The sequence below is a fragment of the Roseateles sp. GW821-FHT09G09 genome, assembly GCF_059415965.1.
Genome location: NZ_JBWKOG010000004.1, coordinates 471,981 through 498,588, shown reverse-complemented (window position 1 = coordinate 498,588; position 26,608 = coordinate 471,981). Strand labels below are relative to the sequence as shown.

General features: G+C 68.5%; 25 protein-coding genes and 2 tRNA genes. 11 read left to right on the top strand and 16 right to left on the bottom strand.

Annotation, left to right across the window (positions count from 1 at the left end):
• Positions 1-37: 37 nt before the first annotated feature.
• The 4 genes from AC07O8_RS13580 to AC07O8_RS13565 all read left to right on the top strand — a co-directional run bounded on the left by AC07O8_RS13580 (position 38) and on the right by AC07O8_RS13565 (position 4,266).
• Positions 38-1,906 carry a glycoside hydrolase family 13 protein gene (locus tag AC07O8_RS13580; protein ID WP_495048520.1) on the top strand — a complete coding sequence of 623 codons (1,869 nt, stop codon included), beginning with the start codon at positions 38-40 and terminating at the stop codon, positions 1,904-1,906.
• Positions 1,907-1,980: 74 nt separating this feature from the next.
• The gene (locus AC07O8_RS13575; protein ID WP_495048519.1) at positions 1,981-2,910 is read left to right on the top strand and encodes an amidohydrolase family protein; all 930 of its coding nucleotides are present in this window, start codon (positions 1,981-1,983) and stop codon (positions 2,908-2,910) included.
• A 9-nt stretch (positions 2,911-2,919) separates the two neighbouring features.
• Positions 2,920-3,738, top strand: a complete 819-nt coding sequence (locus AC07O8_RS13570) for an AraC family transcriptional regulator (protein WP_495048518.1) — start codon at positions 2,920-2,922, stop codon at positions 3,736-3,738.
• Positions 3,739-3,822: 84 nt separating this feature from the next.
• Positions 3,823-4,266, top strand: a complete 444-nt coding sequence (locus AC07O8_RS13565; protein ID WP_495048517.1) for a VOC family protein — start codon at positions 3,823-3,825, stop codon at positions 4,264-4,266.
• An 80-nt stretch (positions 4,267-4,346) separates the two neighbouring features.
• Here AC07O8_RS13565 and AC07O8_RS13560 read toward each other — a convergent pair whose 3' ends face one another.
• Both AC07O8_RS13560 and AC07O8_RS13555 read right to left on the bottom strand, forming a co-directional pair.
• On the bottom strand, positions 4,347-6,272 hold the full coding sequence (locus AC07O8_RS13560) for an amidohydrolase (RefSeq protein ID WP_495048648.1): 1,926 nt from the start codon (positions 6,270-6,272) through the stop codon (positions 4,347-4,349).
• A gap of 261 nt (positions 6,273-6,533) precedes the next feature.
• Positions 6,534-6,779, bottom strand: a complete 246-nt coding sequence (locus AC07O8_RS13555; RefSeq protein WP_495048516.1) for a hypothetical protein — start codon at positions 6,777-6,779, stop codon at positions 6,534-6,536.
• 131 nt (positions 6,780-6,910) lie between these two features.
• Between AC07O8_RS13555 and AC07O8_RS13550 the strand changes: the two genes are divergently transcribed.
• Positions 6,911-7,120: a Fic family protein gene (locus AC07O8_RS13550; protein WP_495048515.1), complete on the top strand. Its 210-nt coding sequence runs from the start codon at positions 6,911-6,913 to the stop codon at positions 7,118-7,120.
• Positions 7,121-7,197: 77 nt separating this feature from the next.
• Here the strand turns inward: AC07O8_RS13550 and AC07O8_RS13545 are convergent, their stop codons facing one another.
• From AC07O8_RS13545 to AC07O8_RS13535, 3 genes are all read right to left on the bottom strand, one after another.
• Positions 7,198-8,604, bottom strand: coding sequence for a hypothetical protein (locus tag AC07O8_RS13545; protein WP_495048647.1), 1,407 nt, complete (start codon positions 8,602-8,604; stop codon positions 7,198-7,200).
• 31 nt (positions 8,605-8,635) lie between these two features.
• Positions 8,636-10,003 carry a PEP-CTERM sorting domain-containing protein gene (locus AC07O8_RS13540; RefSeq protein ID WP_495048514.1) on the bottom strand — a complete coding sequence of 456 codons (1,368 nt, stop codon included), beginning with the start codon at positions 10,001-10,003 and terminating at the stop codon, positions 8,636-8,638.
• 102 nt (positions 10,004-10,105) lie between these two features.
• The gene (locus AC07O8_RS13535; protein ID WP_495048513.1) at positions 10,106-11,209 is read right to left on the bottom strand and encodes a porin; all 1,104 of its coding nucleotides are present in this window, start codon (positions 11,207-11,209) and stop codon (positions 10,106-10,108) included.
• A gap of 184 nt (positions 11,210-11,393) precedes the next feature.
• On the opposite strand from AC07O8_RS13535, the gene AC07O8_RS13530 reads away from it, so the two are divergent.
• On the top strand, positions 11,394-12,314 hold the full coding sequence (locus tag AC07O8_RS13530) for a LysR family transcriptional regulator (RefSeq protein ID WP_495048512.1): 921 nt from the start codon (positions 11,394-11,396) through the stop codon (positions 12,312-12,314).
• Positions 12,307-13,353, top strand: a complete 1,047-nt coding sequence (locus tag AC07O8_RS13525; RefSeq protein ID WP_495048511.1) for a Bug family tripartite tricarboxylate transporter substrate binding protein — start codon at positions 12,307-12,309, stop codon at positions 13,351-13,353. The genes AC07O8_RS13530 and AC07O8_RS13525 overlap by 8 nt, the downstream gene beginning before the upstream one ends.
• A gap of 108 nt (positions 13,354-13,461) precedes the next feature.
• On the opposite strand, the gene AC07O8_RS13520 is transcribed toward AC07O8_RS13525, so the two are convergent.
• Positions 13,462-14,568 carry an NAD(P)/FAD-dependent oxidoreductase gene (locus tag AC07O8_RS13520; RefSeq protein ID WP_495048510.1) on the bottom strand — a complete coding sequence of 369 codons (1,107 nt, stop codon included), beginning with the start codon at positions 14,566-14,568 and terminating at the stop codon, positions 13,462-13,464.
• 28 nt (positions 14,569-14,596) lie between these two features.
• Entirely contained in the window at positions 14,597-15,445 is an 849-nt protein-coding gene (locus tag AC07O8_RS13515; RefSeq protein ID WP_495048509.1) for an NUDIX hydrolase, read from the bottom strand.
• Between the two features lie 129 nt (positions 15,446-15,574).
• Between AC07O8_RS13515 and AC07O8_RS13510 the strand changes: the two genes are divergently transcribed.
• Positions 15,575-16,003, top strand: coding sequence for a hypothetical protein (locus AC07O8_RS13510; protein ID WP_495048508.1), 429 nt, complete (start codon positions 15,575-15,577; stop codon positions 16,001-16,003).
• Between the two features lie 54 nt (positions 16,004-16,057).
• On the opposite strand, the gene AC07O8_RS13505 is transcribed toward AC07O8_RS13510, so the two are convergent.
• The 6 genes from AC07O8_RS13505 to AC07O8_RS13480 form a co-directional block, all read right to left on the bottom strand.
• A tRNA-Val gene (locus AC07O8_RS13505) sits at positions 16,058-16,132 on the bottom strand.
• Positions 16,133-16,211: 79 nt separating this feature from the next.
• Positions 16,212-16,286: transfer RNA gene (locus AC07O8_RS13500), tRNA-Val, on the bottom strand.
• A 123-nt stretch (positions 16,287-16,409) separates the two neighbouring features.
• Complete coding sequence (dnaQ, locus tag AC07O8_RS13495; RefSeq protein WP_495048507.1) at positions 16,410-17,126, bottom strand: DNA polymerase III subunit epsilon; 717 nt, start codon at positions 17,124-17,126, stop codon at positions 16,410-16,412.
• Positions 17,127-17,194: 68 nt separating this feature from the next.
• On the bottom strand, positions 17,195-18,031 hold the full coding sequence (gene lgt / locus AC07O8_RS13490) for a prolipoprotein diacylglyceryl transferase (protein WP_495048506.1): 837 nt from the start codon (positions 18,029-18,031) through the stop codon (positions 17,195-17,197).
• A gap of 48 nt (positions 18,032-18,079) precedes the next feature.
• Positions 18,080-19,132: a tetratricopeptide repeat protein gene (locus AC07O8_RS13485; protein ID WP_495048505.1), complete on the bottom strand. Its 1,053-nt coding sequence runs from the start codon at positions 19,130-19,132 to the stop codon at positions 18,080-18,082.
• A gap of 134 nt (positions 19,133-19,266) precedes the next feature.
• A complete protein-coding gene (locus AC07O8_RS13480; protein WP_495048504.1) occupies positions 19,267-20,166 on the bottom strand; it encodes a LysR family transcriptional regulator in 900 nt (299 codons plus the stop codon).
• Positions 20,167-20,269: 103 nt separating this feature from the next.
• Between AC07O8_RS13480 and ilvD the strand changes: the two genes are divergently transcribed.
• Positions 20,270-22,003, top strand: coding sequence for a dihydroxy-acid dehydratase (gene ilvD / locus AC07O8_RS13475; RefSeq protein WP_495048503.1), 1,734 nt, complete (start codon positions 20,270-20,272; stop codon positions 22,001-22,003).
• Between the two features lie 43 nt (positions 22,004-22,046).
• On the opposite strand, the gene AC07O8_RS13470 is transcribed toward ilvD, so the two are convergent.
• Positions 22,047-22,295 (bottom strand): TIGR04438 family Trp-rich protein, encoded by a 249-nt coding sequence (locus AC07O8_RS13470; protein ID WP_297524015.1) that lies wholly within the window; start codon positions 22,293-22,295, stop codon positions 22,047-22,049.
• Positions 22,296-22,469: 174 nt separating this feature from the next.
• On the opposite strand from AC07O8_RS13470, the gene AC07O8_RS13465 reads away from it, so the two are divergent.
• Positions 22,470-22,781: a c-type cytochrome gene (locus AC07O8_RS13465; protein ID WP_297524016.1), complete on the top strand. Its 312-nt coding sequence runs from the start codon at positions 22,470-22,472 to the stop codon at positions 22,779-22,781.
• Positions 22,782-22,877: 96 nt separating this feature from the next.
• On the opposite strand, the gene AC07O8_RS13460 is transcribed toward AC07O8_RS13465, so the two are convergent.
• Entirely contained in the window at positions 22,878-23,405 is a 528-nt protein-coding gene (locus AC07O8_RS13460; RefSeq protein WP_495048502.1) for a helix-turn-helix transcriptional regulator, read from the bottom strand.
• A gap of 335 nt (positions 23,406-23,740) precedes the next feature.
• Positions 23,741-25,714 (bottom strand): acetate--CoA ligase, encoded by a 1,974-nt coding sequence (gene acs / locus AC07O8_RS13455; RefSeq protein WP_495048501.1) that lies wholly within the window; start codon positions 25,712-25,714, stop codon positions 23,741-23,743.
• A gap of 219 nt (positions 25,715-25,933) precedes the next feature.
• Between acs and AC07O8_RS13450 the strand changes: the two genes are divergently transcribed.
• Positions 25,934-26,503 (top strand): TIGR00645 family protein, encoded by a 570-nt coding sequence (locus AC07O8_RS13450; RefSeq protein WP_495048646.1) that lies wholly within the window; start codon positions 25,934-25,936, stop codon positions 26,501-26,503.
• Positions 26,504-26,608: the final 105 nt, after the last annotated feature.

Sequence of the window (26,608 nt, the reverse complement as noted above, 5' to 3'; positions counted from 1 at the left end):
CGCCCCTCTCGTCTCCTTCGCCTTAAGCCTCCTCGTCATGACCCACGCTCCCGCCGCCGCCGCGACGGCCGCCTCCGCTGCTTCCGCCTCGTCCTCCGCTCCGGTGACGCTCGCCCACGTCGAGCCGCCGGACTGGTGGGTGGGCATGAAGTCGCCCGACCTGCAGGTGATGCTGCACGGTGCCGGCATCGGCGCCCTGGAGGCTGAACTCGCCCCGGCCCCCGGGGTGACGCTGGTCGGCACGCGGCGCGGCGACAGCCCCAACTACCTGTTCGTCGACCTGCGGATCGCGCCCGCCTCCAAGCCCGGCACGCTGACGTTGCGCTTGAAGCGCGACGGCAAGGTCGTCATCGAGCACCCCTACGCCTTGCGCGAGCGCGCGCCGGGTTCGGCGCAGCGCGCGAGTTTCGGCCCCAAGGACGCGATCTACCTGGTGGTGCCGGACCGCTTCGCCAACGGCGATCCGTCCAACGATGTCGTGCCGGGGCTGGCGGAAGGCCTGAACCGCGCCGATCCGGGCGGCCGCCACGGCGGCGACCTCGCCGGCCTGACGGCCCACCTCGACTACATCGCCGCGATGGGCTTCACGATGCTGTGGCCCACGCCGCTGTCGGTGAACGACAGCCCGAAATGGAGCTACCACGGCTACGGCGCGACGGACTTCTACCAGGTCGATCCGCGCTTCGGCAGCAACGCGGACTACGTGCGGCTCGCCGCCGAAGCGAAGCGCCACGGCATCGGCCTGATCCAGGACATCGTGCTGAACCACATCGGCGTGCATCACTGGTGGATGGCCGACCTGCCGACGGCCGACTGGGTCAACGCCTGGCCCCAGTACACCGAGACGCACCACGCACGCATGTCGCTGCAGGATCCCTACGCCGCGCCCAGCGACCGAAAGCGTTTCAGCGACGGCTGGTTCAGCCCCGGCATGCCTGACCTCAACCAGCGCCAGCCGCTGGTGGCGACCTACCTGACGCAGATGAGCCTGTGGTGGATCGAGACCGCCGACCTGGCCGGCGTGCGCACCGACACCTACAGCTATTCCGACAAGGACTTCCTGTCCGCCTGGTCGCGCCGCCTCAAGGACGAATACCCGAAGCTGAACATCGTCGGCGAGGAATGGAGCTCGCACCCGGCGGTGGTGTCGTACTGGCAGGCCGGCAAGCACAACCACGACGGCTACGTGTCGTCGCTGCCGAGCCTGATGGACTTCCCCCTGCAGGAAGCGCTGCTGGCCGGACTCAACCAGCAGGACGCGCACGACGGCGGCTTCATGAAGCTCTACGAGGCGCTGGCGCACGACTTCGTCTATCCGGACCCGGCCAATCTGGTGCTCTTCGAGGGCAACCACGACACGCCGCGCGTCTACAGCGTGCTGCACGACGACCTCGAGCTGACGAAGATGGCCTGGGCCTACCTGTCCTTCGTGCGGCGGATCCCGCAGTTCTTTTACGGCTCGGAGATCCTGATGACCAGCCCGCGCCATCGCGACGACGGCGCGGTGCGCGCGGACTTCCCCGGCGGCTGGGCCGGCGACGCGGTCAACGCCTTCACGGGCGCGGGGATGGGCGAGCGCCAGGCCGGCGCGCAGGCGTGGTTGAAGCGCCTGCTGAACTGGCGCAAGGCCGAGCGGCTGGTGCACGACGGCGCGCTGATGCAGTACGCGCCGCTGGCGGAGAGCTACGTGCTGTTCCGCTACGACGCCGCGAAGGGCCTGGGCGGCAAGCGCCTGATGCTGGTGATGAGCAAGGCGAAGGAAGCGCGCGAGCTGGACCTGTCGCGCTTCCCCGAGATGCTGCGCGACGGCGACACCGCGGTCGACGTCATGACCGGCGAACACAAGACGCTGGGCAAGACCCTCACGCTGCCGGCACGCTCGGTGACGCTGCTGTCGATCGAGTGAGCACCTGACCACCCGACTGGCCGGGTCGGCGACTGGGTGAGAATCGGCTCCGGTCCGATCGACTGGAGCCGTCCATGCGCCCTGCCCTGCAGCGCCTGATGTCGCTGATCTCCGTGCCCGCCGCAGGCGCCTTGCTCGCCGCGCTCTCGGTGTCCTTGTCCGGTGTGGGCGCGGCCCGTGCGGCCGACTACGCCGGCCCGATCTTCGACGCCCACCTCCATTACAACGAGGAGGCCTGGAACGGTCGCGAGGGCCCGCATCCGCCCTCGGACGTCCTTGCGCGCATGAAGCGCAGCGGGGTGAAGGCGATCCTCTCCAACTCGCGCCCCAACGACGGCACGCGCACGCTCATGCAGCTGCCCGAGACGCGCACGGCCGGCGTGACCGTCGTGCCGTTCATCCGCCTCTACCGCAACCGGGCCGACTACGACAACTGGTTCGGCGACGCGAGCATTTACCAGATGGTCCTGGATGAACTGGCGCGCGGGACGGCGTCCGGCCCGTACCGCGGGCTCGGCGAGTTCCATCTCTACGACAGTGCCAACGCGCGCGGCCCCGTCGCCCAGCAGCTGATGGTGCTGGCCGAGTCGAAGTCGCTCGTCGTGCTGGCGCACGTCGACGACGAGGCGATCGACCTGCTGATGGCAGCGACCCCCAGCAAGGGGCGCGAGGCGCGATTGATCTGGGCGCACACGGGGATCAACGGCGCGTCGATCGAGCGCGTGGAGGCGCTGCTTGCCAAGTACCCGCGACTGATGGGCGAGTTGTCCTACCGCCCCGGTCTGACTTGCGACGACGGCAAGCTCTGCCCCGAGTGGCGTGCGCTGATTGCGAAGTACCCGGACCGGTTCCTGATCGGCTCCGACACCTGGGTCAACCAGCGCTGGCAGTACTACGAAGCCACGGTGAAAGCCTATCGCGTCTGGCTGGGCGATCTGCCCGACGACATCGCCCGCGGGATCGCCTGGGGGAACGGCGCCCGGCTGTTCGGGCTCAAGGACTGAGGACGCGTCATGGTCCTGCATGAGCGCCCCGCCGCCCCACTCGCTGCCCATGTGGCGTGCCTGTGGTACAGCGCCCGCGGTGAGCTGCCGCACGTGCGCGAGCGCAGCCTGCCCACCGGCTGTGCCGACATCGTCGTGCCGCTGCTGCAGGATCACCTGCTCCGCTACGACAACGAACAGGATCCGGTCGCGCGCCGGTTGCGCGGTGCGATCGTGCAGGGCGCCTTCGATCGTTTCCAGGTGCGCGGCACCGAGGGCCCGTCGGCCGTGGTCGGCGTGCACTTCACGCCTGCCGGGGCCGCCGCCTTCTTCGGCGGCGCATTGCCGTCGCTGCGCAATCGCACGGAGCTGCTCGAAGACATCTGGGGGCCCGGCGCCCGCCTGCTGCGTGAGCGCCTGCAGGCCGCCGCGTCACCGCGTCTCGCTTTGCTCGTCCTGCACGACCACCTCCTGCGACGGCTGCGCGACGCCCCGCCCATCGACCCGCTGGCCAGATCCGCCGTCGAGGCGTTCCGCCGCGACCCCTCCTTCGCCCAGGTCGGTCCGGTGCAGCGCGCGAGCGGACTGACGCCGGCGCAGTTCATCCGCCGCTTCGAACAGGCGGTCGGCCTCACGCCCAAACGCTACGCCCGCGTGCTGCGTTTCAGCGCGCTGCTGCCCACGCTCGTGCGCTGCGGTCCGCGCGACTGGGCCCAGCTCGCCGCCGACGGCGGCTACGCCGACCAGTCGCATCTGATCCGCGAGTTCCGGCAACTGGCCGGCATGGTGCCCGGCGCCTACCGCCCGGTGCAGCCCGAACAGCCGACCCACGTGGCGCTGGCAACCTGAAAAAATGTCCAATACAGGCGCGCCACGGGTGGCCTACGCTGCGGGCACCGCGGCCTGGCGCCGCATTGCACAGGAGTTGCCGCGATGAATGCCATCCACGAGGTGTTCCCCTACCTGATGGTGCGCGATGCCGAGGCGGCGATCGCGTTCTATCAGAAGGCCTTCGGCGCGACCGAACGCTTCCGCCTGGTCGAGCCCTCGGGGCGCATCGGGCACGTCGAACTGCAACTCGGCCCCGTGGTCCTGATGGTGTGCGACGAGTTCCCCGAGTTCGGCATGGTCGGCCCGCAGGGGGACCAGTTCACCGGCTGCACCATCCACCTGCATGTGGACGACGCCGACGCCATGGCCGAGCAGGCCGCGGCCGCCGGGGCGACGATCACGATGCCGCCCACCGATCAGTTCTACGGCGAACGCTCCTGCCGCCTGCGCGATCCGTTCGGCCACTCGTGGCTGCTGGGCCATTCGATCGAAACGCTCACGCCCGAGGAAATGCAGCGGCGCTACACCGCGATGATGACCGGGTGAGATCTTCGGATGGCCTGATCAAGCCCGATGAACTCATCGAGCTCATCGAACTCATCGGACCCATCGAGCCAGGCGATTCCTCACACGTAGCAGCTGCACCCCATCGCGCCCCAGAACGCCTGCGCCGAGGTCGCATCGCGCGCCGCGCTGGCGACCGCCGTGTGATCGTGGCCGTGCACGCCGCAGCCGCTCGCGCAGGCGCACTGCGCGGCGTACTGGTAGCGGCGTTCGGCATCGCTCATCGTCGATGACGCCGACGACGACATCGCCGGCTTTCTCGCCTGGTAGCCGCCGTAGGTCCTCACCGGCGACCAGTCCGGCATCGCGGGCGGCAAGGCCGGCGCGAGCGACGCATACGCGCCGCTGCCATGCACCGGCTTGCCCGCCACCACCGTCAGCACGGAGGTGATGTCCTGGATCTGGTCCTCGGGCACGGTCAGGAAGTCGCGGTCCAGCACCGCCAGGTCGCCGAACGCGCCCGGCTTCAGCACGCCCTTCTTGCCGGTCTCGCGCGAGAACCAGGCGCCGTCGGCGGTCATCAGCCGCAACGCGGCGACGCGGTCCAGCCGCCGCTCCTCCGGATACAGCAGCGTGCCGCCGATCGTGCGTCCCGACACCAGCCAGTACAGCGCCTGCCATGGGTTGTAGCTGTTGACCCGCGTCGCGTCGGTGCCCAGCGAGACGGGGATGCCCATCTCCAGCATGCGCTTGACCGGCGGCGTCTCGGCCGTCGCCTTCAGCCCGTAGCGGCGGATGAAGTACTCGCCCTGCATCGACATCCGGTTCTGCACCGCGATGCCGCCGCCCAGGCGCTTGATGCGCTCGAGGTTCTGCGGCGTCACCGTCTCGCAGTGGTCGAAGAACCAGCCAAGCTTGTCGATGGGGTGGTCGCGATGGACCTTCTCGAACACGTCCAGGCTGCGCGAGACCGTCTCGTTGTAGGTCGCGTGCATGCGCCACGGCCAGCCGTTGCCCGCCAGGAAGCGCACCACGCCTTCGAGGTCGTTCTCCATCGCCGCCGGCATCTCGGGGCGCGGCTGGAGGAAGTCCTCGAAGTCCGCCGCGCTGAAGGCCAGCATCTCACCGGCGCCGTTGAGCTTGTAGAAGTCGCTGCCGTCGCCGGGCTTGCCCATCTTCGCCCAGCGCTGGAAGTCCGCCAGCTCCTGCTTCGCCTTCTGCGGGAACAGGTTGTAGGCGATGCGCACGGTGAGGCGGTTCTCCTTGGCGAGCTTGTCGATGATCGCGTAGTCGTCGGGATAGTTCTGGAAGCCTCCGCCCGCGTCGCCGACCGAGGTCACCCCGAGCCGGTTTTCCTCGCGCATGAAGTGCAGCGTCGAATTGAGCTGCTGCTCCGGATCCAGCTTGGGTCCCAGGTTCAGCGTGTTGTAGAGGATGAAGGCGTTGGGCTCGGCCAGCAGCAGCCCGGTCGGTTCGCCGCGCGCGTCGCGCTCGATGATCGCGCCGGCGGGCTGCGGCGTGTCCTTCGTGTAGCCGACCGCGCGCAACGCGGCGCGGTTCAGGAAGGCCTGGTTGTAGAGGTTGAGCACGAACACCGGCGTGTCGGGCGCGGCGGCGTTGAGCTCGGCGATCGTCGGCATGCGCTTCTCGTCGAACTGGAACTCGTTCCAGCCGCCGACCACCCGCACCCACTGCGGCGCGGGCGTGCGCGCGGCCTGGTCCTTGAGCATCTGCAGCGCCGCGCCCAGCGAGCGCACGCCGTCCCAACGCAGCTCCATGTTGAAGTTGAGCCCGCCGCGGATGATGTGCATGTGGGAGTCGGTCAGCCCCGGGATCACGCGGCGCTTCTCGACGTCGACGACCCGCGTCTTCGCGCCGGCGAGCTTCGCGATCTCCGCGTCCGATCCGACGGCCATCACGACGCCGTCGCGCAGCGCGATCGCGGTGGCCTCCGGCTTCGCCGGATCCATCGTCGTGATGCGCCCGTTGCGCAGGATCAGGTCGGGCGCGCCGCCCTGCCCCGACTGCGCCAGCACCGGCCCCGCCATCACGCTGATCCCGAGCGCGGCCGCCGCCTCCATGAAGTCGCGTCGGTTGCCCTGCGGCGCGTCTTCGCGGCCGTTGCGGATCAGGTCGGTGAACATGGCGAGCTCCTGTCGATGGGGACCGGCCGATTCTTCGCCTGATCGTCGCGACTGACCTCTCCCAAAAAGGGGGGACACCAATGGGGGATGCGAACCGTGCTTCGAGGTGATTGCGGGAGATGTCGCAGGCCGAATACGCTGGGCGCGAAGGAGTCAATCATGAGGTCACCCGAGGAAGTGCAGCGCCTGAAGGCTCTGCACGAAAAGTACGGCATCCCCTACTTTGAGCGGACGCAGATCTACCCTGCAAAGGATCTCCCGCGTCCTGGAGAACCATGGCCCCCGACCCGAGACAGTGGGCCTGAGTTCATGGCCATGGTCGAACGGCTCATCGAGAAGCATCGCGATGTCCTTCGCGCTCTTGCAAAGCGTTGAGCCATGCTGGACGCAAATAAAGTCCTGCGAATCCATGAAACCATCCTCCAACATGAGGGAGGGTTGCCTGGTGGACATGGCATTGGCGCCTTGGAAGGCGCGCTGTCACGCGTTTCATTTCGAATCCAGCTGACTGGCATGCGTGACCTGTTTGAGAGATCGCCGCCATGCATGCGGTCGCGATCGCACGAGGACACGTTTTCAACGATGGCAACAAGCGGACCGGACTGATGAGCGCGCTGGCGTATCTCGAAGCCGCAGGCGTCGATCTGGAGCGATCTGCCTACCTCGAAGAGGTCATGGTTGAGATCGCGCAGGGACTGCTGGACGAAACGGACTTCGCTAGACATTCTCCTGTCGGTCTATCGAAGAGCTGATCGGCCGCCGGTCGAGTGAACCACGATGGGGCGTCATCCCGACGCTCCCATCGCGATCTTTCCTGAACAAGCGCCGATCAAGGCCGATCGCGCTTCGGCACCCGCGTCTCGATGCCCTTGACCTGGTACTTCGGCTCGAACCGGCAAGTCTGGCCCAGCTTCTCCTTGGCCTTCTCGCAGCCGGCGGCGACGGATTCGGGCGTCGGCTTCTTCCCTTGCGTGGCCCAGCTCGTCAGCGCCTCCATCAGCGCCGCGTAGGTCGGATCGCTGAGGTAGCTGTGGTCCTTGTCGCCGGTGAAGGTCTGCACCAGCGCATCGCCGCGTCCCGCCCCGGCCATCGTGCGGCCGAAGCTCTCCTGCAACTCGACCATCGCCGTCGGGTCGTGGATCGCGTGCACCGTCAGCACCGGCACCGGGATCTTGCCGCCCAGGTCCGCATCCGCCGACAAGGTCGCTACGGCCTTGGCATCGGCCGTGTAACGCAGCACGCCCGCATTCAGCGCCGCGTCGTCGCTGGAACCGGCATAGACCGCGCCGACGTTGCCGAACGGGCTCGCGCCGCCGGTGCGCTTCTGCGCGATGTCCTGGAAGTGCCAGGTCGCCCAGTTCAGATGCGACTGGATGCTCCGCTCCGGGATGTGGATGACGTCGACGATGGTCTTGACCTTCGCCGCCTGCTCCGGCGTGCGCTCCGCCGCCGGCTTGTTCAGGCCGAGGCAGTCGTCGACGCGCTTCGCGAGGTCGGCCTGCTTCAAGGGCGAGTCGGCCGGCAGCCCGATGTTGAGCGGGTACTGCGGCTCGCTCGGCAACGGGTGGTTGTGGCACAGGTACTGGTAGACGACGCGCAGGTCCAGCCGGAAGTCGTAGCTGCGCGTCCCGCCGCCCAGCACGCCCGAGGTCAGCAGCACCGCGTCGTAGGGCTTGCCGTCGGCAAACAGCTCCGCGCCCTTGGCCGCCACGCTCGCGCCCCAGGACTGGCCGTGCAGGTAGACATGTTTCGGCTTGGCGACCTTGTCGATGAACAGGCGCCGCAGGCGCTCGTTGTCCTCGGCCGCAGCGCTCACCGCGACGCCCCCCTGCCGGTAGCTCGAGGTCGCGAAGGCGTAGCCCAGGCGCGGCATGATGGTCCAGCGCTCGACGTCCTCGGTCACGCGCTTGATCGTGGGCGCGCCGAGGAAGGGCCCGCCGTGCGCATGCACGACGAGGTCCCCGTTCCACTGCCTGGGCATCACGATCATGTAGAGCGCGCCGGCACTGTCCTTGCCCGACAGGCAGCTCGCACCCTCGCCGACGCCCGACGGACAGGCCGTCGACGTCGGCGCGGTCTCGGCCGCCATGTCGAAGGCCGCGCCCGCCGGTCCTTTCGCGAAGGCGGCCGGCACGCCGGCCACCAGCGACAGGGTCGCCGACCACGCGACCCACGCGCTCCTGGCCCCGATCCCGCTGGTCGCCGCGTTCCCGTCCGTTCGTGCCATCCGCTTCATCGTCATCTCATCTCCCTTCAGATCACAGGAATCAAGCCGCCGCGCCGCCGAGCGCGGGCATGGCGTTCATCGACAACATCGGGCCCGACGACGCGGACCACGCGGACCACGCGGAAGACGCGGACGACGCGGACGACGAATCCCGGCGCCGACGCATCATCCACAACAGGCCCAGCCCCAGTCCGGCCAGGGCGAACGAGGCCGGCTCCGGCACCGCCGCGGCGAAGCCTAGCTGGTCGCTCGCCACGCGCTGCAGCAGCAGCGCCTGGGCCGCGCTGATGCCGAGGTCGCGCGCGGCGATCTCGTTCAGGCCCAGCACCGCGGGGTCCAGGCCGGTGATCGTGCCGAACAGCGTCAGCGCGCTCAGGTAGGACCCGTACTTGCTCGCGTGGGTGCCGTCGTCGAACCACAGGTCCAGCAGTCCGTCCGTGGCCGCCGTCGAGGCATACATGTCGGGCGTCGCGACACCCGCCGCGATCGCGCGCATGAAGGCCTCACCCACCGGCGCGACGCCCTTGACGCCGCCCGACCCGTCCGCGCCTGCCATCAGCGCGGCGTTGGCATAGGCCTGCTTCAGGTCGTCGGTCATCGCCTGCAACGTCGGATAGAAGGACGGCGCCGGCTGCCCCGTCGGCGTCACCTCCCCGGTGTTCTCGTCGGTGACCGTCGTGCTGGGCGCGTTGACCAGGTTGGGCCGCGCCCAGGTCTGGTACAGGTACACGTCGGCGTTCGCGTTGGCATTGGCGTTCGCCGGCACGTTGCGCAGCAGCGAGCAGGTGCCCGTCGACGCGCCGGTGATCTCCGCGCACTTCGCGTTCGTGCCGCCGATCAGGTCGCGCTCGCGGTAGCTCAGCGCGTTGCCCTGGTGGATCCAGTTCTCGATCAGGTTGGTGTAGGTGCTGAAGTAGGCCGGGTTGGAGGCGAGCCCCGGCTCCCGGGTCAGCGGCTCGTCGCTCTGTTCCTGCAGCACCACCTTGTCCCAGGCCTGCGAGCCGATGTTGCCGCGCAGGTCCCAGCCGGCGTTGTTGGTGTTGAGGAACTGCCCGCGCAGCGAGGCCGCGTTGCGCGCCGAGATCGAGACGTCGTAGTCCAGACCGACCTGCACGGTGAACTGCTTGAAGATGCCGGCGATGCCGCCCCAGGGATGGGGCTCGAAGCTGTTGGCGCCGCTCGGGTTGCTGGCGTACATCGCCGCTGTCAAATCGTGGACGTTGGCGGCGTTGTAGCTCATCACCGGATCGACGCGTCCGAAGGTGTAGCTGTTGCCGACGAAGAGGATCTTGGTCGCCTCGGCGTGGGCGCCCAGCGGCGCGAACGCCGCGAGGCCCGCCAGGGCGGTGAAGGCGAGCACGACCGCGCGGGTCCGGCTCAGGGGTTGGGAGAGCATGGTGGTCGACATGGTCGTGCTCCTTCGTTGCTGCTGGGTGAATCCGAGGTGAGGCCAAGGTGAGGCCGAGGTGAGGCCCTGTCCGACAGGAGTCGGACAGGGGTCAGGCGAAGATCAGAAGTTGTGGCGCACGCCGGCCTCGAAGCCGCCGCTGTCGCCGCCGGGCTGCGTCGTCGCGAGACCGACGTTGAAGCGCACGCCGCGGGCCTTGTTGTCCACCTTGGCGAGGTTGGTGTAAAGCGCCGTCCGCTTGGACAGGTCGTGGACGTAGCCGATCGCGATGTGCGTGGCGTCGCTCGCGACGTTCTTCGCCTTCAGCCAGGTGTAGGCGAAGCGCAGCTCGCCCTGCGGCCAGACCTGCCATTGCGTGCCCAGCATGGTGGCCGTCGTGCTGGTGATGCCGACCTCGTTGCGGCCCCACAGCGCCATCAGCTTGGCCGGCCCCCACTGGTAGGACATGCCCACGTTGCTCTGCGTGTAGTCGCCGGTGGCGTAGCGCGTCTTGGAGATCGCGGCCGAGCCGTTGAAGGTCTCGTTGCGCCAGCCGATGCGCACGCCGGTCAACTGCCCGTCCTTGCGCGTCGGTCCCGACGCCTGCTCGCCCAGCGCCAGCATCGCGTGGCCGTAGAAGCCGTTGATGCCCGAGGGCGTGAAGTAGCCGATCGAGTTGGACGCCCGCACGTTGGTGCGCGCCGTCGTGCCGTTGGCGGGCACCGGGTAGTACATGATCCCGGAGCTGCCCACGCCGTTCGTCCCGAACGGATGCATCGACGTGGTCAGGTTGCCGAAGGACGGCACGTAGTCGCGGCCCAGGCGCAGCTCGCCCCAGTCGGCCGACGAGATCTGCACCGTCGCGCGCCGGCCCCAGGTCAGGCCGCCGCTGACCGAGTCCTTGTTGTTGGTGCTGGTCGCGCCGCTGGTGCCGTCGTCGACGGCCACCGCCGACTCCAGCCAGAAGCCGACCTTCAGCCCGCCGCCGAGGTCCTCGGTGCCACGCACGCCGAAGCGGCTGGACGTGTTCCCGTCGCTGTTCACGAAGTAGCGCGTGTCGCTGCCGCTGGCCTTCAGCGCCTGCACGCCGATGTCCAGCAGGCCGAACACCTGCACGCTGCTGCCGCTCTGCGCGTGTGCCGCGCCGGCCGCTCCCATCGCGGTGGCGGCCAGGACCAGAGCCCTGCGCGCGTTCCTCGCGTTCCCCGAATGTCGTTTCGCAGTCATCAACGTTGTCTCCGTCTGGTTGTAGTAGGTATCCGGGCCGGACCTTAGTGACCGCCCTCCATAGCGTCAAATACACTGATCCGCAGAGTCCGAGACGTTTTGAATATGGGACGTACGTAGCTTTCCGCATGCTTTCCGCATGGGAGGGCGACGGCGAGCCCGAGGACCAGGAGACAACGCAGACATGGACCTCCGACATCTGCGCTATTTCGTGACGGTCGCGGAGACCGGTCACATGACGCGCGCGGCGGCGCTGCTCGGGATGCAGCAGCCGCCCCTCAGCCAGCAGATCAAGACGCTGGAACAGGAGCTGGGCATCGCCCTGCTGCACCGCCATCCGAAGGGCGTGAGCCTGACCGACGGCGGCCGCCAGTTCCTGGACGAGGCGCGTCGACTGCTGCGCGATTACAACGACATGCGCGACCGCATGGACCGGCTGGCCGGCGGCCAGCACGGGCTGCTGGCGATCGGCTTCACGAGCTCGGCGGCGGCGCACGCGTTCACGCCGGCGGTGTTGCGCGCCTGCCGCGGCGAGCATCCCGGCATCGCGCTGACGATGACCGAGAACCACGCCGCCGGGCTGATCGAGGCGGTCGTGAAGTCGCGGCTGCATTGCGGCTTCCTGCGCGTGCCGGTGGCGCAGCCCGAGGGCGTCAGCTTCGAGACGCTGCTCACCGAGCCCGCGCTGCTGGCGTTGCCGCTGGACCACCGGCTCGCGACGGTGCCGCGCGCCGGGTCCACGCCGGTGCCGCTGTCGGAGCTGGAGGACGAGGACTTGATCCTCGTGCGCCGGCCGGGCGCGCCCGGCCTTTACGCCAACCTGCTGGCGCTGTGCGAGCGCGACGGCGTCAAGCCGCGCAGCTTCGTCGAGGTCGACCGGATGATGATGAACCTTAACCTGGTGGCGGCCGGCGCGGGCATCACGGTCGTGCCGGCGTCGATGCGCGGCGTGCATGCGCATTCGATCGTGTTCCGGCCGCTGGAGAAGCATGCGCGGCTGGAGGCGCCGCTGACGATCGCGTACCGTTCGCACGACCAGGAAGGGCCGACGGCCACCTTCCTGGCGTTGGCGCGCCGCATCGCGATGGAGCACCGCGATGCGTAGGCGGGATCTGCTGAAGACCGCCGCCTGCGGCGGTGCGGCGTGCCTTCCGATGACGACGGGGCTCGCCGCCGCGGTGGGCCAGGTCCTCGGTCTGGGTTTGGGTTTGGGTTTGGGCGGCGACGCCCGCGCCCAGACGGGCAACGCCAACGCCGCGGGCGAACCCTGGCCAACGCGGCCGATCCACCTGATCGTCGCCTACCCGCCCGGTGGCGTCAGCGACGAGACGGCGCGCGCACTCGCACAGCACATGAGCACCCGGCTGAAGGTGCCGGTGATCGTCGAGAACCGCGCCGGCGCGGGCGGGCTGACCGCGCTGGAGTCGCTCGCGCGCGCGGCGCCGGACGGCCACACGCTGGCCTACTGCGCGATCTCGCCGCTGGTGTTCGCGCCGGCCGGCGCTTCGCTCTCCGCGACGGCGCCGGACGTGGCGCCCGTCGTCAGCATCATGGACACGCCGGTGCTGGTGCTCGCGCATCCGTCGTTCAAGCCGAAGGACTTCGCCGCGATGCTCGCCGCCGCGCGCGCGGCGCCGGGTCGACTGCGCTGGGCGACGTCGGGCCACGCGACCGTCGGACACATGGTGCTGGCGCAGGTGCGCGCGGCGGCGCGTGTGGACATCATCCACGTGCCCTACAAGGGCGGCGGCCAGCAGTTGACCGACGCGATCGGCGGACAGTTCGAGCTGCTGTCCTCGAACGTCGCGTCGCAGCAGCTGCAGTTCGTTCGGCAGGGCAAGCTCAAGGCGCTGGCGATCGGCTCGCCCGTGCGGCTGCCGGTGCTGCCCGAGGTGCCGACCCTGGCCGAGCTTGGCTTCCCGGAAGCGAACCTGGTCTCAACCTTCGGCCTCTTCGCGCCGCGCGGCGTGCCCGACGACCGGCTGCGATTGATCAACGCGGTGATCAACGAGGCGCTGCGGCTGCCCGAGATCCGCTCGAAGATCCTCGACGTCAGCAACCTGCCGACCGGTGGTTCGTCAGCAGACTTCGCAGCGCGCATCGCGAAGGAGCGGGACCGCGCGCTACGGGTGCCGGCGGACTAAGCCGAGGCCATTCCACCTGCCCAGTCCCAGCGCTTGGCCGCCAGGGCATGAGGCCCGGCCGGCAAGCGTCCAAACCTCACGCCCTGCCGTCCCTGAACGACCGCGGACTCACCCGAGACCGCTGCGTGCGACCACTTCCTCGGCAATCGCCAGCGCACTCGTGAGGCCGGGCGACTCGATGCCCATCAGGTTCACCAGACCCGGCACGCCGTGCTCGGCGGGGCCGTCGATGCGGAAGTCGGGCGCGGGCTCGTGCTGTGCGTGGATCTTCGGCCGCACGCCGCTGTACGCCGGCTGCAGCGCGCCGTCGGCAAGCGCAGGCCAGTAGCGGCGCACGTCGTCGTAGAAGACGTCGGCGCGGGCGGGATCGACGGCGTAGTCGATGTCTTCGGGGTTCTCGACGTCCAGCCACTGCGCATCCGGCCCGAAACGCGCCTGGCCGCCGAGGTCCAGCGTCAGGTGCACCCCCAGCCATGCGTCCTGCGGCATCGGGTACACGAGGCGCGAGAACGGCGCCCGCCCCTGCAGCGCGAAGTAGCAGCCCTTGCTGAAGCGCGGCGCGGGCGGCGGCGGCAGGCCCTCGATCGCGGCGGCGAGCAGCGGCGCATGCAGCCCGGTCGCGTTGACGACGATGCGGGCGACTAGCGTCATGTCGGCGGTGTGGACGACATGCGCCCCACCGTCGCGACGCACCGCCATCACGGCCGCGCCGAAGGCGACCGCGCCGCCGTGGCGCTCCAGGTCGCCCTGCAGCGACAGCATCAGCGCGTGGCTGTCGACGATGCCGGTCGACGGCGAGAGCAGCGCGGCCTCGCATCGCAGTTGCGGTTCCAGCGCGAGGGCTTCCTCGCGCGTGAGCCAGCGCAGGTCGTCGACGCCGTTGACGGCGGCTTTCGCCTGCAGCGCGCGCAGACCGGGCAGTTGTTCCGCCGAGGTCGCGACGACGAGCTTGCCGCAACGGCGATGCGGCACGCCGTGCGATTCGCAGTGCGCGTAGAGCAGCTGCTTGCCACGCACGCACAGGCGCGCTTTCAACGATCCCGCCGGGTAATAGAGCCCGGCATGGATGACCTCGCTGTTGCGCGAACTCACGCCGGTGCCGATGGCGAGTTCACGCTCCAGCACCAGCGTCTCCAGCCCGCGCATCGCCAGCGCCCGGCCGACCGCGAGGCCGACGACGCCGGCCCCGATCACCACTGCATCGACTTGATCCATGCGGGCGATTGTGACCAGCCTCGTCCGATCAGGCGCGCAGGTCCGCGAGCGCGTGCGAATGCCGGAGCCCGAAGGCACTCACTGCGGCGGCGTCATGGCTGAACTCGCCGGCTGCGAGCCGCAGCGCGAGGGTCTCGAGATCCAGCGTCAGGAACTCGCTGACCTCGCCGTCGTTGTTTCGCGCCGAGAAGCCTGCGGGAAGCTGAAGGCTGAAGACGTGCAGCACCTCATCGTGAAGGCCCTCCACTTCCATGCGTGTGCTTCGGAGCGCACCGCGCGCCTGTACCGCGGCGCTGATCGCCATCGGCACACCCGCCTCTTCAAGCAGCTCGCGGCGCGCGCAGTCGACCAGGTCTTCATCGGCGGTCAGACCGCCGGCCGCGAGGTTGTCCAGCCTGCCCGGATCGGTCGCCTTCGACAGCGAGCGCCGCCCGCACACGAGCCGTGCGCCCGGCAGGAAGCCGTTGATGTGCACGGCGCGGCTCGTCAGGCCGAAGAAGCGGAAGGCGGCGCGCTCCAGGCGGAACAGCACCTCGCCGCGTTCGATGCAGGGATCGTCGACGGGCCGCTCGCAGGCGTAGCGCTCGCCACGCCAGCCGGTGATCGCGCCGCGCTCCTTCAGCGCGAGCGCGACCTCGCCGATGCGCCGGGAACGGGACTCGACATCGAGCGCCTCGGCGTCCCAGCAGAGCGCGCCATCACGGCGCTCCAGTTCGGGCCAGACCTCGCCGAGCAAGACCTGGCGCATCGGATGCACCCGACCGATCGTGACGTCGCCCAATCGCAGCGGAATGAGTCCGTCCGGCACCGGCTGACTCGCGAGTTGCAGACAGCGCGGAATGACGGCGACGAGCGATGGCGGCAGCAGCGAAGGCATGCGCTGATTCTCTCCGCGCCTCCCCCAGAAATGACTGAAATGTGCGAGAGACGAGACGTCGTGAACGCAGGATGATCGTCGCCCACCCCACCCACGAACACGCAGTACACAACGCGAAGGAGCCGCTCAATGAAGCTCGCATTGCACAAGGCATTCCGTCAGGTCGGCGCCTCGCAGCAGGATGCCGACGACGCCGCCGAATCGATCGACAGCGCCATGGAGAAACGCATGAACGACAAGCAGTCCCACCTCGCCAAGAACTCCGACATGTATACGGTCCGGACGGAAATGGCTGAGATGAAGTCACAGATCGCCGGCGTCCGCAGCGAGGTCGGCATGGTGCGCGCTGAACTGCGGCAGGAAATTGCCCTCGTGCGTGGTGAGATTGTCACCGTCCGGGCGGAGTTGAAGCAGGACATCGCCAGCGTGCGCGGCGACATCGCCAACGTGCGAGGCGAGATGGCGCTCATGCGAAGCGAACTGGTTCGATGGATCGTCGGTGGGCACCTCGCCATGATCCCGATCATGTTCGGCCTGATGAAATTCGCTCATCCGTGAGCCGTCACGCCGCCAAAGAAAAAACCCCGTCAACTTGCGTTGACGGGGTTGATCTGGTGGGCGGTGCAGGGTTCGAACCTGCGACCCCTGCCGTGTGAAGGCAGTGCTCTACCGCTGAGCTAACCGCCCGGTATCTGGACCGGGTTTTCTCTGAACTTCCAACAAGAATCCAAAGTGACTCCGACGAAAAACTTCGATGAAGAGACTTTGGTGGGCGGTGCAGGGTTCGAACCTGCGACCCCTGCCGTGTGAAGGCAGTGCTCTACCGCTGAGCTAACCGCCCGGTCTTGTCGTCCGCCACCGCTGCCAAGCTTGTTGCTTCGCTGCCGTTTTGGATGTCCGGGAAAGTCGAAGATTATGCCATGAGAATTTGACGCGATTCAAGCGCTGTTTGGCACGCGGCCCTTCAAGCGGCCACCGGCACCTGCCAGATGCGCTTGCCGCCGCTGGCCTTGTCGAGATCCACCAGCGCCTTCTCGTGCAAGGCCAGTTCCTCGGCCGTCGCCGCGATCACCGGCAGGTCGAAGGCGCTGAAGTCGATGGCCACGACCTCCAACTGACCGCCCTCGCCCGACGACGACGCGTTGTCGTCGATGACGAGCGAGTCCTGACCCCGCGTCAGCCGGATGAAGACCTCCGCCAGCAGCTCCGCGTCCTTCACCGCGCCGTGCAGGCCGCGGTTGCTGTTGTCGACCTCCAGCCGGCGGCACAGCGCGTCCAGCGAGTTCGCCTTGCCCGGGAACATGTCCCGCGCCATCAGCAGCGTGTCGCGCACGCTCTCCACGCATTCGTGCAGCGGCGCCTTCCCGCAGCGCTTGAGTTCGGCGTTGATGAAGCCGACGTCGAAGGCCGCGTTGTGCGCGATCAGCTCGGCGTCGCGGATGAACTCGAGGAACTCGTCGACGATCTGCGCGAACTTGGGCTTGTCGGACAGGAACTCGGCGCTGAGCCCGTGGACGCGGAAGGCCTCCTCGGGCATGTCGCGTTCAGGGTTCAGGTAGAAGTGCAGATGGCGGCCCGTCAATTGACGGTTGACCATCTCCACGCAGCCGATGTCGACGACGCGGTCGCCCGATTCAGGATTCAGGCCGGTGGTTTCGGTGTCGAAGAAGATCTGGCGCATGTCGGGTCTCGAAGGGGAATCGCCCCGTTCAAAGGGTCAGCGGTTCAGCGGTTCAGCGGGGCAGCGGTTCAGCGGGTCGCGCTTGCCGTCCTGAGGCGCGCCGCGCGCCGGTAGGCCCACAGCATCATGAGGATGCCGACGACGATCATCGGCGCGCTCAGCCATTGGCCCTGGCTCAGGTGCAGCGGCTGCTTGTCGAGCGTGAGGAAGCTGTCGGGCTCGCGGAAGTACTCGGCGACGAAACGGGCCACGCCGTAGCCGACCAGGAACAGCCCCGACACCGCCGCCATCGGCCGCGGCTTGCGCGCGAACAGCCACAGCACGATGAACAGCAGCACGCCCTCGCCCAGGAACTGGTACAGCTGCGACGGGTGGCGTGGCGTCAGCACGGCGTCATGCGCCTGCGGGAAGACCATCGCCCACGGCAGGCCGGGATCGGCGGCACGGCCCCACAGCTCGCCGTTGATGAAGTTGCCCAGACGGCCCGCGGCCAGCCCGGTCGGCACGCACGGCGCGACGATGTCGCCGACCTCGAGGAAGTTGAAACCCCGCCGCCACGCGAAGAAGGCCAGCGCGACCAGCACGCCCAGCAGCCCGCCGTGGAAGGACATGCCGCCCTGCCACACCGCCAGGATCTCGCCTGGATGACTCAGGTAGTAGCCCGGCTTGTAGAAGAACACATAGCCCAGCCGACCGCCCAGCACCACGCCGAGCACGCCGTAGAACAGCAGGTCGTCGATGTCGCGGCGGGTCCAGCCGCGCGCCGCGTTCCAGGGCTTGCGCACCATGCGGTTGCCCAGCCACAGGAACAGCCCGAAGGCCGTCAGGTACATCAGCCCGTACCAATGGATCGGCCATCCGAAGAGGTTGACGGCGACAGGGTCGAACTGGGGATGGACCAACATGGAGAAAGCTTTACCGCGTCGAGAAGGCGCGAATCATAAAGCTGGGCGTCAGCTCCCCAGTGCGGCGAGCTGCTTGCGGCAGTCCTCGATGTCGCCGTTGCTGCCGCGGCGGTTGTCGATGCAACGCTGCAGCGCGGCGCGCGCGCCGGCCTTGTCGCCCTTGCCCGCCAGCGCGCTGCCCAGCCGCCGGTCCAGGCCCAGCTGCTCGGCGCCCTGCAGGCCCCGGGCGCGCTCGAAGGCGGCCACGGCCTTGTCGTACTGGCCCAGCGCGTCGTACGCACGACCCAGGCCATAGGCGCCCATCGCCTGGTGGGGCTGGCTCTTGAGCAGCTCCTCGAACCAGGGCACCGCCCGCTCCTTCTGGTCGCCGAAGAACAGGTTGCGGCCGTAGTCGCTCCACAGCACGCGCTGCTCCAGCAGCAGCTCGGGCCGCTGCGTGCGCACCGCGCGCAGCGCCTTCTCCATCGCCGGCCAATCCTTCCTGGACGCCGCCACCCGCGCGCGCATGAGACCCAGCTGCGCCGGGTCCTTCACCTCCTGCTCGAGCGCGCGCGCCTTGGATTCCCCGCCGCCGACGAAGCTCGGCAGGGCCAGGTAGTACTGCTGCAGCGCGCTGCGCGGCTCGGGCGCGTCGGGCAGCAGCGTCATCGCGCGCTGCGCCAGTTCGCTCACCCGGCCCAGCGAGCCCAGCGCCTTGAACTTGCTGCCGCCCCGCGCCTGCATGACCAGCGCCAGCGCCAGCGCGTAATGGCAGGCGCCTTCATTGGGCGCGCGCTGCACGCATTGCTCCAGGCGCTGGATGTTCTGCTTCAGGACCGCGCCGTCGACCAGGTCCAGTTGCGCCAGCGCCAGCGCGGCCACCGCCTGCGGGTCGTCCGGATCGGCCTTCACGCGCTGCGCGGCCAGCTTCTCGAGATCGTCGGCGCGGCCGGCGTCCAGCAAGGCCTGCAGCTCGGCGTCCTTCAGCACCGCGGCGTCGGCCGGGGTCGCGAAGGCCACGCTCATGAGCATCGAAAAACCGGTCACGACGCAGATGGCACCGATCAGGCGTCGCCAGGGGCCGCGGCGGCCGGCGGCGTCGTTCTTGCGGGGAGCTTTCACGGGGGAAGATCCTTTCATGGACAGATGGTCGCAGAACTCCGCCGGGCCTGCAGGCCCGTCACGGAACTTCATGCGCCTTCATGATCGGCAACAAGCAGGCCGGACCGGCCTCCGCGAACCGTCCGGACGGCGGGTCACGCCTTGACTTCCACCTGCCCGCGGACATGGTCGACGAACCGGTGAACCACCGGCGACGCGTCGTGGCGCCAGATCAGGCTGGTATCGCAGGCCGGCACGCGCGCCGACGGCCACGGCCGGTAGCGCACGCCGGGCCGCTGCAGCGCGCAGACCGACTGCGGCACCCAGGCCACGCCCATCCCCGCCGACACGAGGTTGACGATGGTCTGCATCTGGATGGCCTCCTGCGCGATGTGCGGCGTGGCGCCGTGCGCGCGGTAGAAGCCCAGCAAGGCATCGAAGAGCGACGGCGCGATCTCCCTCGGGAACACGACCAGCGGCTCGCGCAGCACGTCCTCCAGCGACGGGCTGCGGCGCCGCGCCAGCGCCCAGTCCTCCGCGTGCGCCAGCACCAGCGGCTCGGTCGACACGGTCAGGCATTCGAAGCCGGCCGGCTCCGCGCCGGGCGCGTGGATCGCGAAACCGGCGTCGAGCTCGCCCGTCTCGAAGCCGCGCAGCTGGACATCGAGCGTCGCCTCGCGCAAGGCCAGTTGCACATCCGGCAGCGCCTCGCGGAACAGCCGCAGCCAGCGCGGCATGTCGCCGTAGCCGACGGTCGACACGAAGCCCAGGCTCAGGCGCCCGGCCTCGCCGCTGGCCGCCGCGCGCACGCGGGCGGGGACCTGGTCCGCCTGCTCGACCAGACGCAGGGCGGCCTCGACGAGCGCCAGCCCCGCCGCCGTCAGCGCGACGGTCCGCCGGCCGCGCTCCAGCAACTGGACACCGAGTTGCGCCTCCAGCTTCTGCACGGCCAGGCTGAGCGGCGGCTGCGTCATGTGCAGCCGTTCGGCGGCACGGCCGAAGTGAAGTTCCTCGGCCAGCACCAGGAACTGCCGCAAGGGACGGAGCTCGATCATCGATACATCGCATGAATCAAAACGACGTCAACTATATATTGGACCCGCAAGAAGGCCAGACGCATACTCAGCCGCTCCAAGCCTCGCTCGCCAGGACGACACCATGACCGATCCGAAGAACAACGCCGCCAAGGGCACGGCAGCCGCCCCCCACGACGACGCGCCCAACCGCCGTTCGAAGCACATCACCGAGGGCGTCGCGCGCGCGCCGAACCGCTCGATGTACTACGGCATGGGCTACGAGGAAGGCGACTTCGGCAAGCCGATGATCGGCGTGGCCAACGGCCACTCGACGATCACGCCGTGCAACTCCGGCCTGCAGAAGCTGGCGGACGCCGCGGTCGTCGGCCTGAAGGCGGCCGGCGCGAACGCGCAGCTCTTCGGCACGCCGACGATCTCCGACGGCATGGCCATGGGCACCGAGGGCATGAAGTACTCGCTGGTCTCGCGCGAGGTCATCGCCGACTGCGTCGAGACCTGCGTCGGCGGCCAGTGGCTGGACGGCGTGATGGTGATCGGCGGTTGCGACAAGAACATGCCCGGCGGCATGATGGGCATGCTGCGCGCCAACGTGCCGGCGATCTACATCTACGGCGGCACCATCAAGCCGGGCCACTACAAGGGCCAGGACCTCAACATCGTCAGCGTCTTCGAGGCGGTCGGCCAGTTCAGCGCCGGCAAGATGAGCGAAGAGGACTTCTGCCAGATCGAGAAGCGCGCGATCCCCGGCAGCGGCTCCTGCGGCGGCATGTACACGGCCAACACGATGAGCTCGGCCTTCGAGGCGCTGGGCATGTCGCTGCCCTACTCGTCGAGCATGTCCAACGTGGAGGACGAGGTGGTCGAGAACACCCGGCGCGCCGCGGACTACCTGGTCGCCGCCGTCAAGGCCGACCTGAAGCCGCGCGACATCGTGACGAAGCAGGCGATCGAGAACGCCGTCGCGGTGATCATGGCCACCGGCGGCTCGACCAACGCGGTGCTGCACTTCCTGGCGATCGCGCACGCGGCCGAGGTGGACTGGACCATCGACGATTTCGAGCGCATGCGCACGAAGATCCCGGTGCTGTGCGACCTCAAGCCCAGCGGCCGGTTCCTGGCCGTGGACCTGCACAAGGCCGGCGGCATCCCCGCCGTGATGAAGCAGCTGCTGAAGGCGGGCCTGCTGCACGGCGACTGCATCACGATCACCGGCAAGACCGTCGCCGAGAACCTCGCCGACGTGCCGGACCTGTCGCCCGACCAGCAGGTCATCCGCGCCGTGGCCGACCCCATCTACGCGCAGGGCCACCTGGCCATCCTGAAGGGCAACCTGTCGCCCGAGGGCTGCGTGGCCAAGATCACCGGCCTCAAGAACCCGGTCATCACCGGCCCGGCGCGCGTCTTCGACGACGAGCAGTCCGCGCTCGCGGCCATCATGGCCAACCAGATCAAGGCCGGCGACGTGATGGTGCTGCGCTACCTGGGTCCCAAGGGCGGTCCGGGCATGCCGGAAATGCTGGCGCCCACCGGCGCGCTGATCGGCCAGGGCCTGGGCGAAAGCGTCGGACTGATCACCGACGGCCGCTTCTCGGGCGGCACCTGGGGCATGGTCGTCGGGCACGTCGCGCCGGAAGCCTACGAGGGCGGCACGATCGCGCTGGTGCACGAAGGCGATGCCATCACCATCGACGCGCTGCAGCTGCTGCTGCAGCTCAACGTCGACGATGCGGAACTGGCGCGCCGCAAGGCGGCCTGGACGAAACCCGCGCCACGCTACACGCGCGGCGTGCTGGCGAAGTTCGCCAAGAACGCCTCGAGCGCCAGCTCGGGCGCGGTGCTCGACAAGTTCGAGTGAGGGGTCGGCGCCGACGATCAGCGCCGAAGATCAGCGCCGACGATCAACGCTTCTTGCGCGTCTTGTCGCCCTGCCCGATGGCGTCGAGTTGACGCTGTCGGCGCGCTTCCTTCTTCTCGTCCATCTTGTCCATTTCCCGCTTCTTGGTGTAACCCGTCTTGTCGGCGAATTCCCACCACACGATGGCCACCGGGAAGGGCGACAGCACCCACCACCAGCTCAGCGTTTCAAACGGGCCGACACTGGCCAGCTTGAGCAGAATCAACAAGACACCGATCACCATCAACCACATCGTCGTTCTCCTCGTGCGCACCCGGTCGGCGCATCCCCCAACACTACAATCGCGCGAGCCCCGACGCTCCCAGCCACCCGTCGACTTGCGTCGCGACTCGTCATGTCGCGGCGCGATTGTCACGGCGGCGATTGTGGCGCCATTCGGAGATCGGGCGACACCTGAAAGGATGCCATGAGAAACGCCTTGTTCATCTCCGCGGCCCTCGCCGCCACCTTGAGCGCGCCCAGCGCCTTCGCCAGCCCCGAGCTGGCGCAGAAGAAGAACTGCATGGCCTGCCATGCCGTCGACAAGAAGCTGGTCGGTCCTGCCTACAAGGACGTCGCGGCCAAGTACGCCGGCGACAAGGACGCGGTGAAGAAGCTGTCCGAGAAGATCATCAAGGGCGGCTCCGGCGTCTGGGGGCCGGTGCCGATGCCGGCCAACACGCAGGTCAACCCGGCGGAAGCCGAGCAACTCGCCAAGTGGATCCTGACGACGAAGTGACCCGGGGCGGGGCGGGCGGCAAGGTCCGCACCTCGCCCGCTTCTCACGCTTCTCCCGCTTCTCCCGCGTTCAAGGCCCTTCGGGACCTTTCCCTTTTCAGGCCACGAGCTTGAACAGCTCGTCGCGCCGCCGGTCGTCCAGGTGACGGCTCTCGCGGGCGAGGTTGACGGCCTTGGCCACCGTCGCGAGCTCGAGCACCGACTCGTCGATCCTGTAGCCGCCGCGCCCTTGCATCCAGCGCAGCACGTCCCACAGGTGCCAGACCGAGGACGAGTTGCCCTCGTGGATCGGGGACGGAAAGCTCATCGGGTGCGTCAGCATCAGCTTGCGCATGTTCTGGCGGGACACGCCCACCAGCGTCGCCACATCGGTCAGGCCGACCATGTCCGGCCCCGCCTCGATCAGGCGCGCACCGGGGATCGCCTTGCGGACCTCGCGCAGGGCGCCCAGCAGGGCCTGATCGGCCCGCTCGGCGGCCCGGGCGAAGCTCAGCATCAACCTGCCGCGCAGCCCCACGGCGACCCGCGCGTCCTTGCAGCCGACGGACGCCAGCCGTTGCTTCAAGGGCTCTTCCTCGCAGTCCTGCGGCGGCATCTGGTACTTGAGCATGAACGAATATTCCACAAACGACTCCTTCTGTGAGGGGGGCGTCTGGCGCGCCGTGTCGCCCGAGCGCCGCCAAGATCGCGGGGACCGCTCCTGGCGGAACGGAGCCGGGATTCTTGGTCCGGGGCCGCCGGGGTTCCACAACCCGTGGGAGTGTGGATGCCGCCTCCTCTGCCACGAGAAGGTCAGCCGGTCCCGCACTTCCTGCCGTCCAGGCGGTTGTCGGATTGCGCCGGCGCAAGAAAAAGCCCCGCGAAAGCGGGGCTCGGGGGCGTCGTCAGAGGAGAAACGCTCAAGGAACCGATGACAACGCGGGTGACACGCGCATCCCGCGCAGGGCCCCGCCGGCGTCTTCAGTAGGCCTGTCCCAGCTGCTCCAGGATCGCGGGATTCTCCAGGGTGGACGTGTCCTGCGTGACCGTCTCTCCCTTCGCGACCGAACGCAGCAGCCGCCGCATGATCTTGCCGCTGCGCGTCTTGGGCAGGTTGTCGCCGAAGCGGATGTCCTTGGGCTTGGCGATCGGACCGATCTCCTTGGCCACCCAGTCCCGCAGCTGCTTGGCGATGGCCTTGGCCTCATCGCCGCTGGGCCGCGCACGCTTGAGCACGACGAAGGCGCAGATCGCCTCGCCGGTCGTGTCGTCCGGACGGCCCACGACCGCGGCCTCCGCGACCAGCTCGGTGCAGCTGACCAGCGCGGACTCGATCTCCATCGTGCCCATGCGGTGGCCCGACACGTTCAGCACGTCGTCGATGCGGCCGGTGATGGTGAAGTAACCGTTGTCGGCGTCGCGGATGGCGCCGTCGCCGGCCAGGTAGTAGCCCTTGAGCTCCGGCGGGTAGTAGCTCTTCTTGAAGCGTTCCGGATCGCCGTAGATCGTGCGGATCATCGACGGCCACGGCTTCTTGACGACGAGGATGCCGCCCTGCCCGTTGGGCACGTCGTTGCCGGTCTCGTCGACGATGGCCGCGGTGATGCCGGGGAACGGCAGCGTGCAGGAGCCCGGCACCAGCGGCGTGGCGCCCGGCAGCGGCGTGATCATGTGACCGCCGGTCTCCGTCTGCCAGAAGGTGTCGACGATGGGGCAACGGCCGCCGCCGACGTGCAGGTGGTACCACTCCCACGCGGCCGGGTTGATCGGCTCGCCGACCGAGCCCAGGATGCGCAACGAGCCCAGGTCGTAGCGCTTGGGATGCACGGCCTCGTTCGCCTCGGCCGCCTTGATCAGCGAGCGGATCGCCGTCGGCGCCGTGTAGAAGATGGTGACCTTGTGCTTCTCGATCATCTGCCAGAAGCGGCCGGCGTCCGGGAAGGTCGGGATGCCTTCGAAGACGACCTCGGTGCCGCCCAGCGCCAGCGGGCCGTAGGCGATGTAGGTGTGGCCGGTCACCCAGCCGATGTCAGCGGTGCACCAGAAGACGTCCGAGTCCTTCAGGTCGAAGGTCCACTTCGTGGTCAGCGCGGCATGCAGCAGGTAGCCGCCGGTGCTGTGCTGCACGCCCTTGGGCTTGCCGGTCGAGCCCGAGGTGTAGAGCAGGAACAGCGGGTGCTCGGCCTCGACCCATTCCGGCTCGCAGCTCGAGGACTGGCCTGCGACCGCGTCGTGCAGCCATTCGTCGCGGCCGTCGACCCAGGCGATGTTGCCGCCGGTGCGCTTGTAGACGATGACGTGCTGGATGGTCGGGCAGCTGTTGTCGGCGAGCGCCTCGTCCACGATGGCCTTCAGCGGCAGCGACTTGCCGCCGCGCGCCTGTTCGTCCGCGGTCAGCACCAGCACGGCGCCGGCGTCCTGGACGCGGTCGCGCAGCGATTGCGCCGAAAAGCCGCCGAACACCACCGAGTGCGTCGCGCCGATGCGCGCGCAGGCCTGCATCGCGACCACGCCCTCGACCGACATCGGCATGTAGATGACGACGCGGTCGCCCTTCTTCACGCCGCGCGCCTTCAGCGCGTTGGCCAGTTGCGCCGTCCGGCTCAGCAGCTCGGCGTAGGTGACGCGGGTCGTGGTGCCGTCGTCGGCCTCGAAGATGATCGCGACGCGGTCGCCGCGGCCGGCCTCGACATGGCGGTCCAGGCAGTTGTAGGAGACGTTGAGCCTGCCGTCCTCGAACCATTTGAAGAACGGCGCGTCGGACTCGTCCAGCACCTTCGTGAAGGGCTGCTTCCAGCTCAGCAGCTCGCGCGCCAGGCGCGCCCAGTAGCCTTCGTAGTCGGTCTCCGCTTCCTTGCACAGCGCCTCATAGGCGGCCATCCCGGACACGTGGGCGCCCTGGACGGCGGATGCGGGGGGGTTGTAGACGACCTTGTCGCTGATCGTATGGGTCATGGGCCTTTGTCTCCGTACAGGCAGGGATCTTCGAACTCGGGTTCAGACTCGGCCGAACTCTCCGCTTTCACACTGACGATGTGCTTACTCTTGTAGAAGAGCCGTCGCGATGCTCTCACTAAAATCGCGTGGTTTGGCGGTTCCCGCCAGTTACGACTTGAAGGACTTACCCCGATGACCGACCGCCCGACGCCTCCGGCCGAGACCGCACGCAAGCGCATGCACCCGCTCTCGCATCTGATGTTCGGGAGCCGCTGGCTGCAGTTGCCGCTGTACATCGGCCTGATCCTGGCGCAGGCGGTCTACGTCTTCCAGTTCTGGACCGAGCTCGTGCACCTCGTCGAGGCCGCTTTCGGCAACCAGGAGGCGTTGAAACTGCTGGTCAGCAGCGTCGGCTACCAGCCCGATGTCCAGGTGACGAAGCTCAACGAGACCATCATCATGCTGGCCGTGCTGGCGCTGATCGACGTGGTCATGATCTCCAACCTGCTGATCATGGTGATCATCGGCGGCTACGAGACCTTCGTGTCGCGGCTGCACCTCGAAGGCCACCCCGACCAGCCCGAGTGGCTGGACCACGTCAACGCCTCGGTGCTGAAGGTCAAGCTGGCGACGGCCATCATCGGCATCTCGTCGATCCATCTGCTCAAGACCTTCATCAACGTCGAGAACCTCCAGGAGAAGACGCTGATCTGGCAGACCGCCATCCATCTGGCCTTCCTGCTGTCGGCACTGGCCATCGCGATGACCGACAAGCTGCTCTCGCACGGTCCGGGCGAGAAGCACTGAACCTCGGCGCGGCACGGCGACCGGGCCAGCGAACGGGCCAGTGAACGGGCCAGTGCACGAACGACAAAGCGACCCGCGGGCCGCTTTGTCGTTGGCGGATCGCGT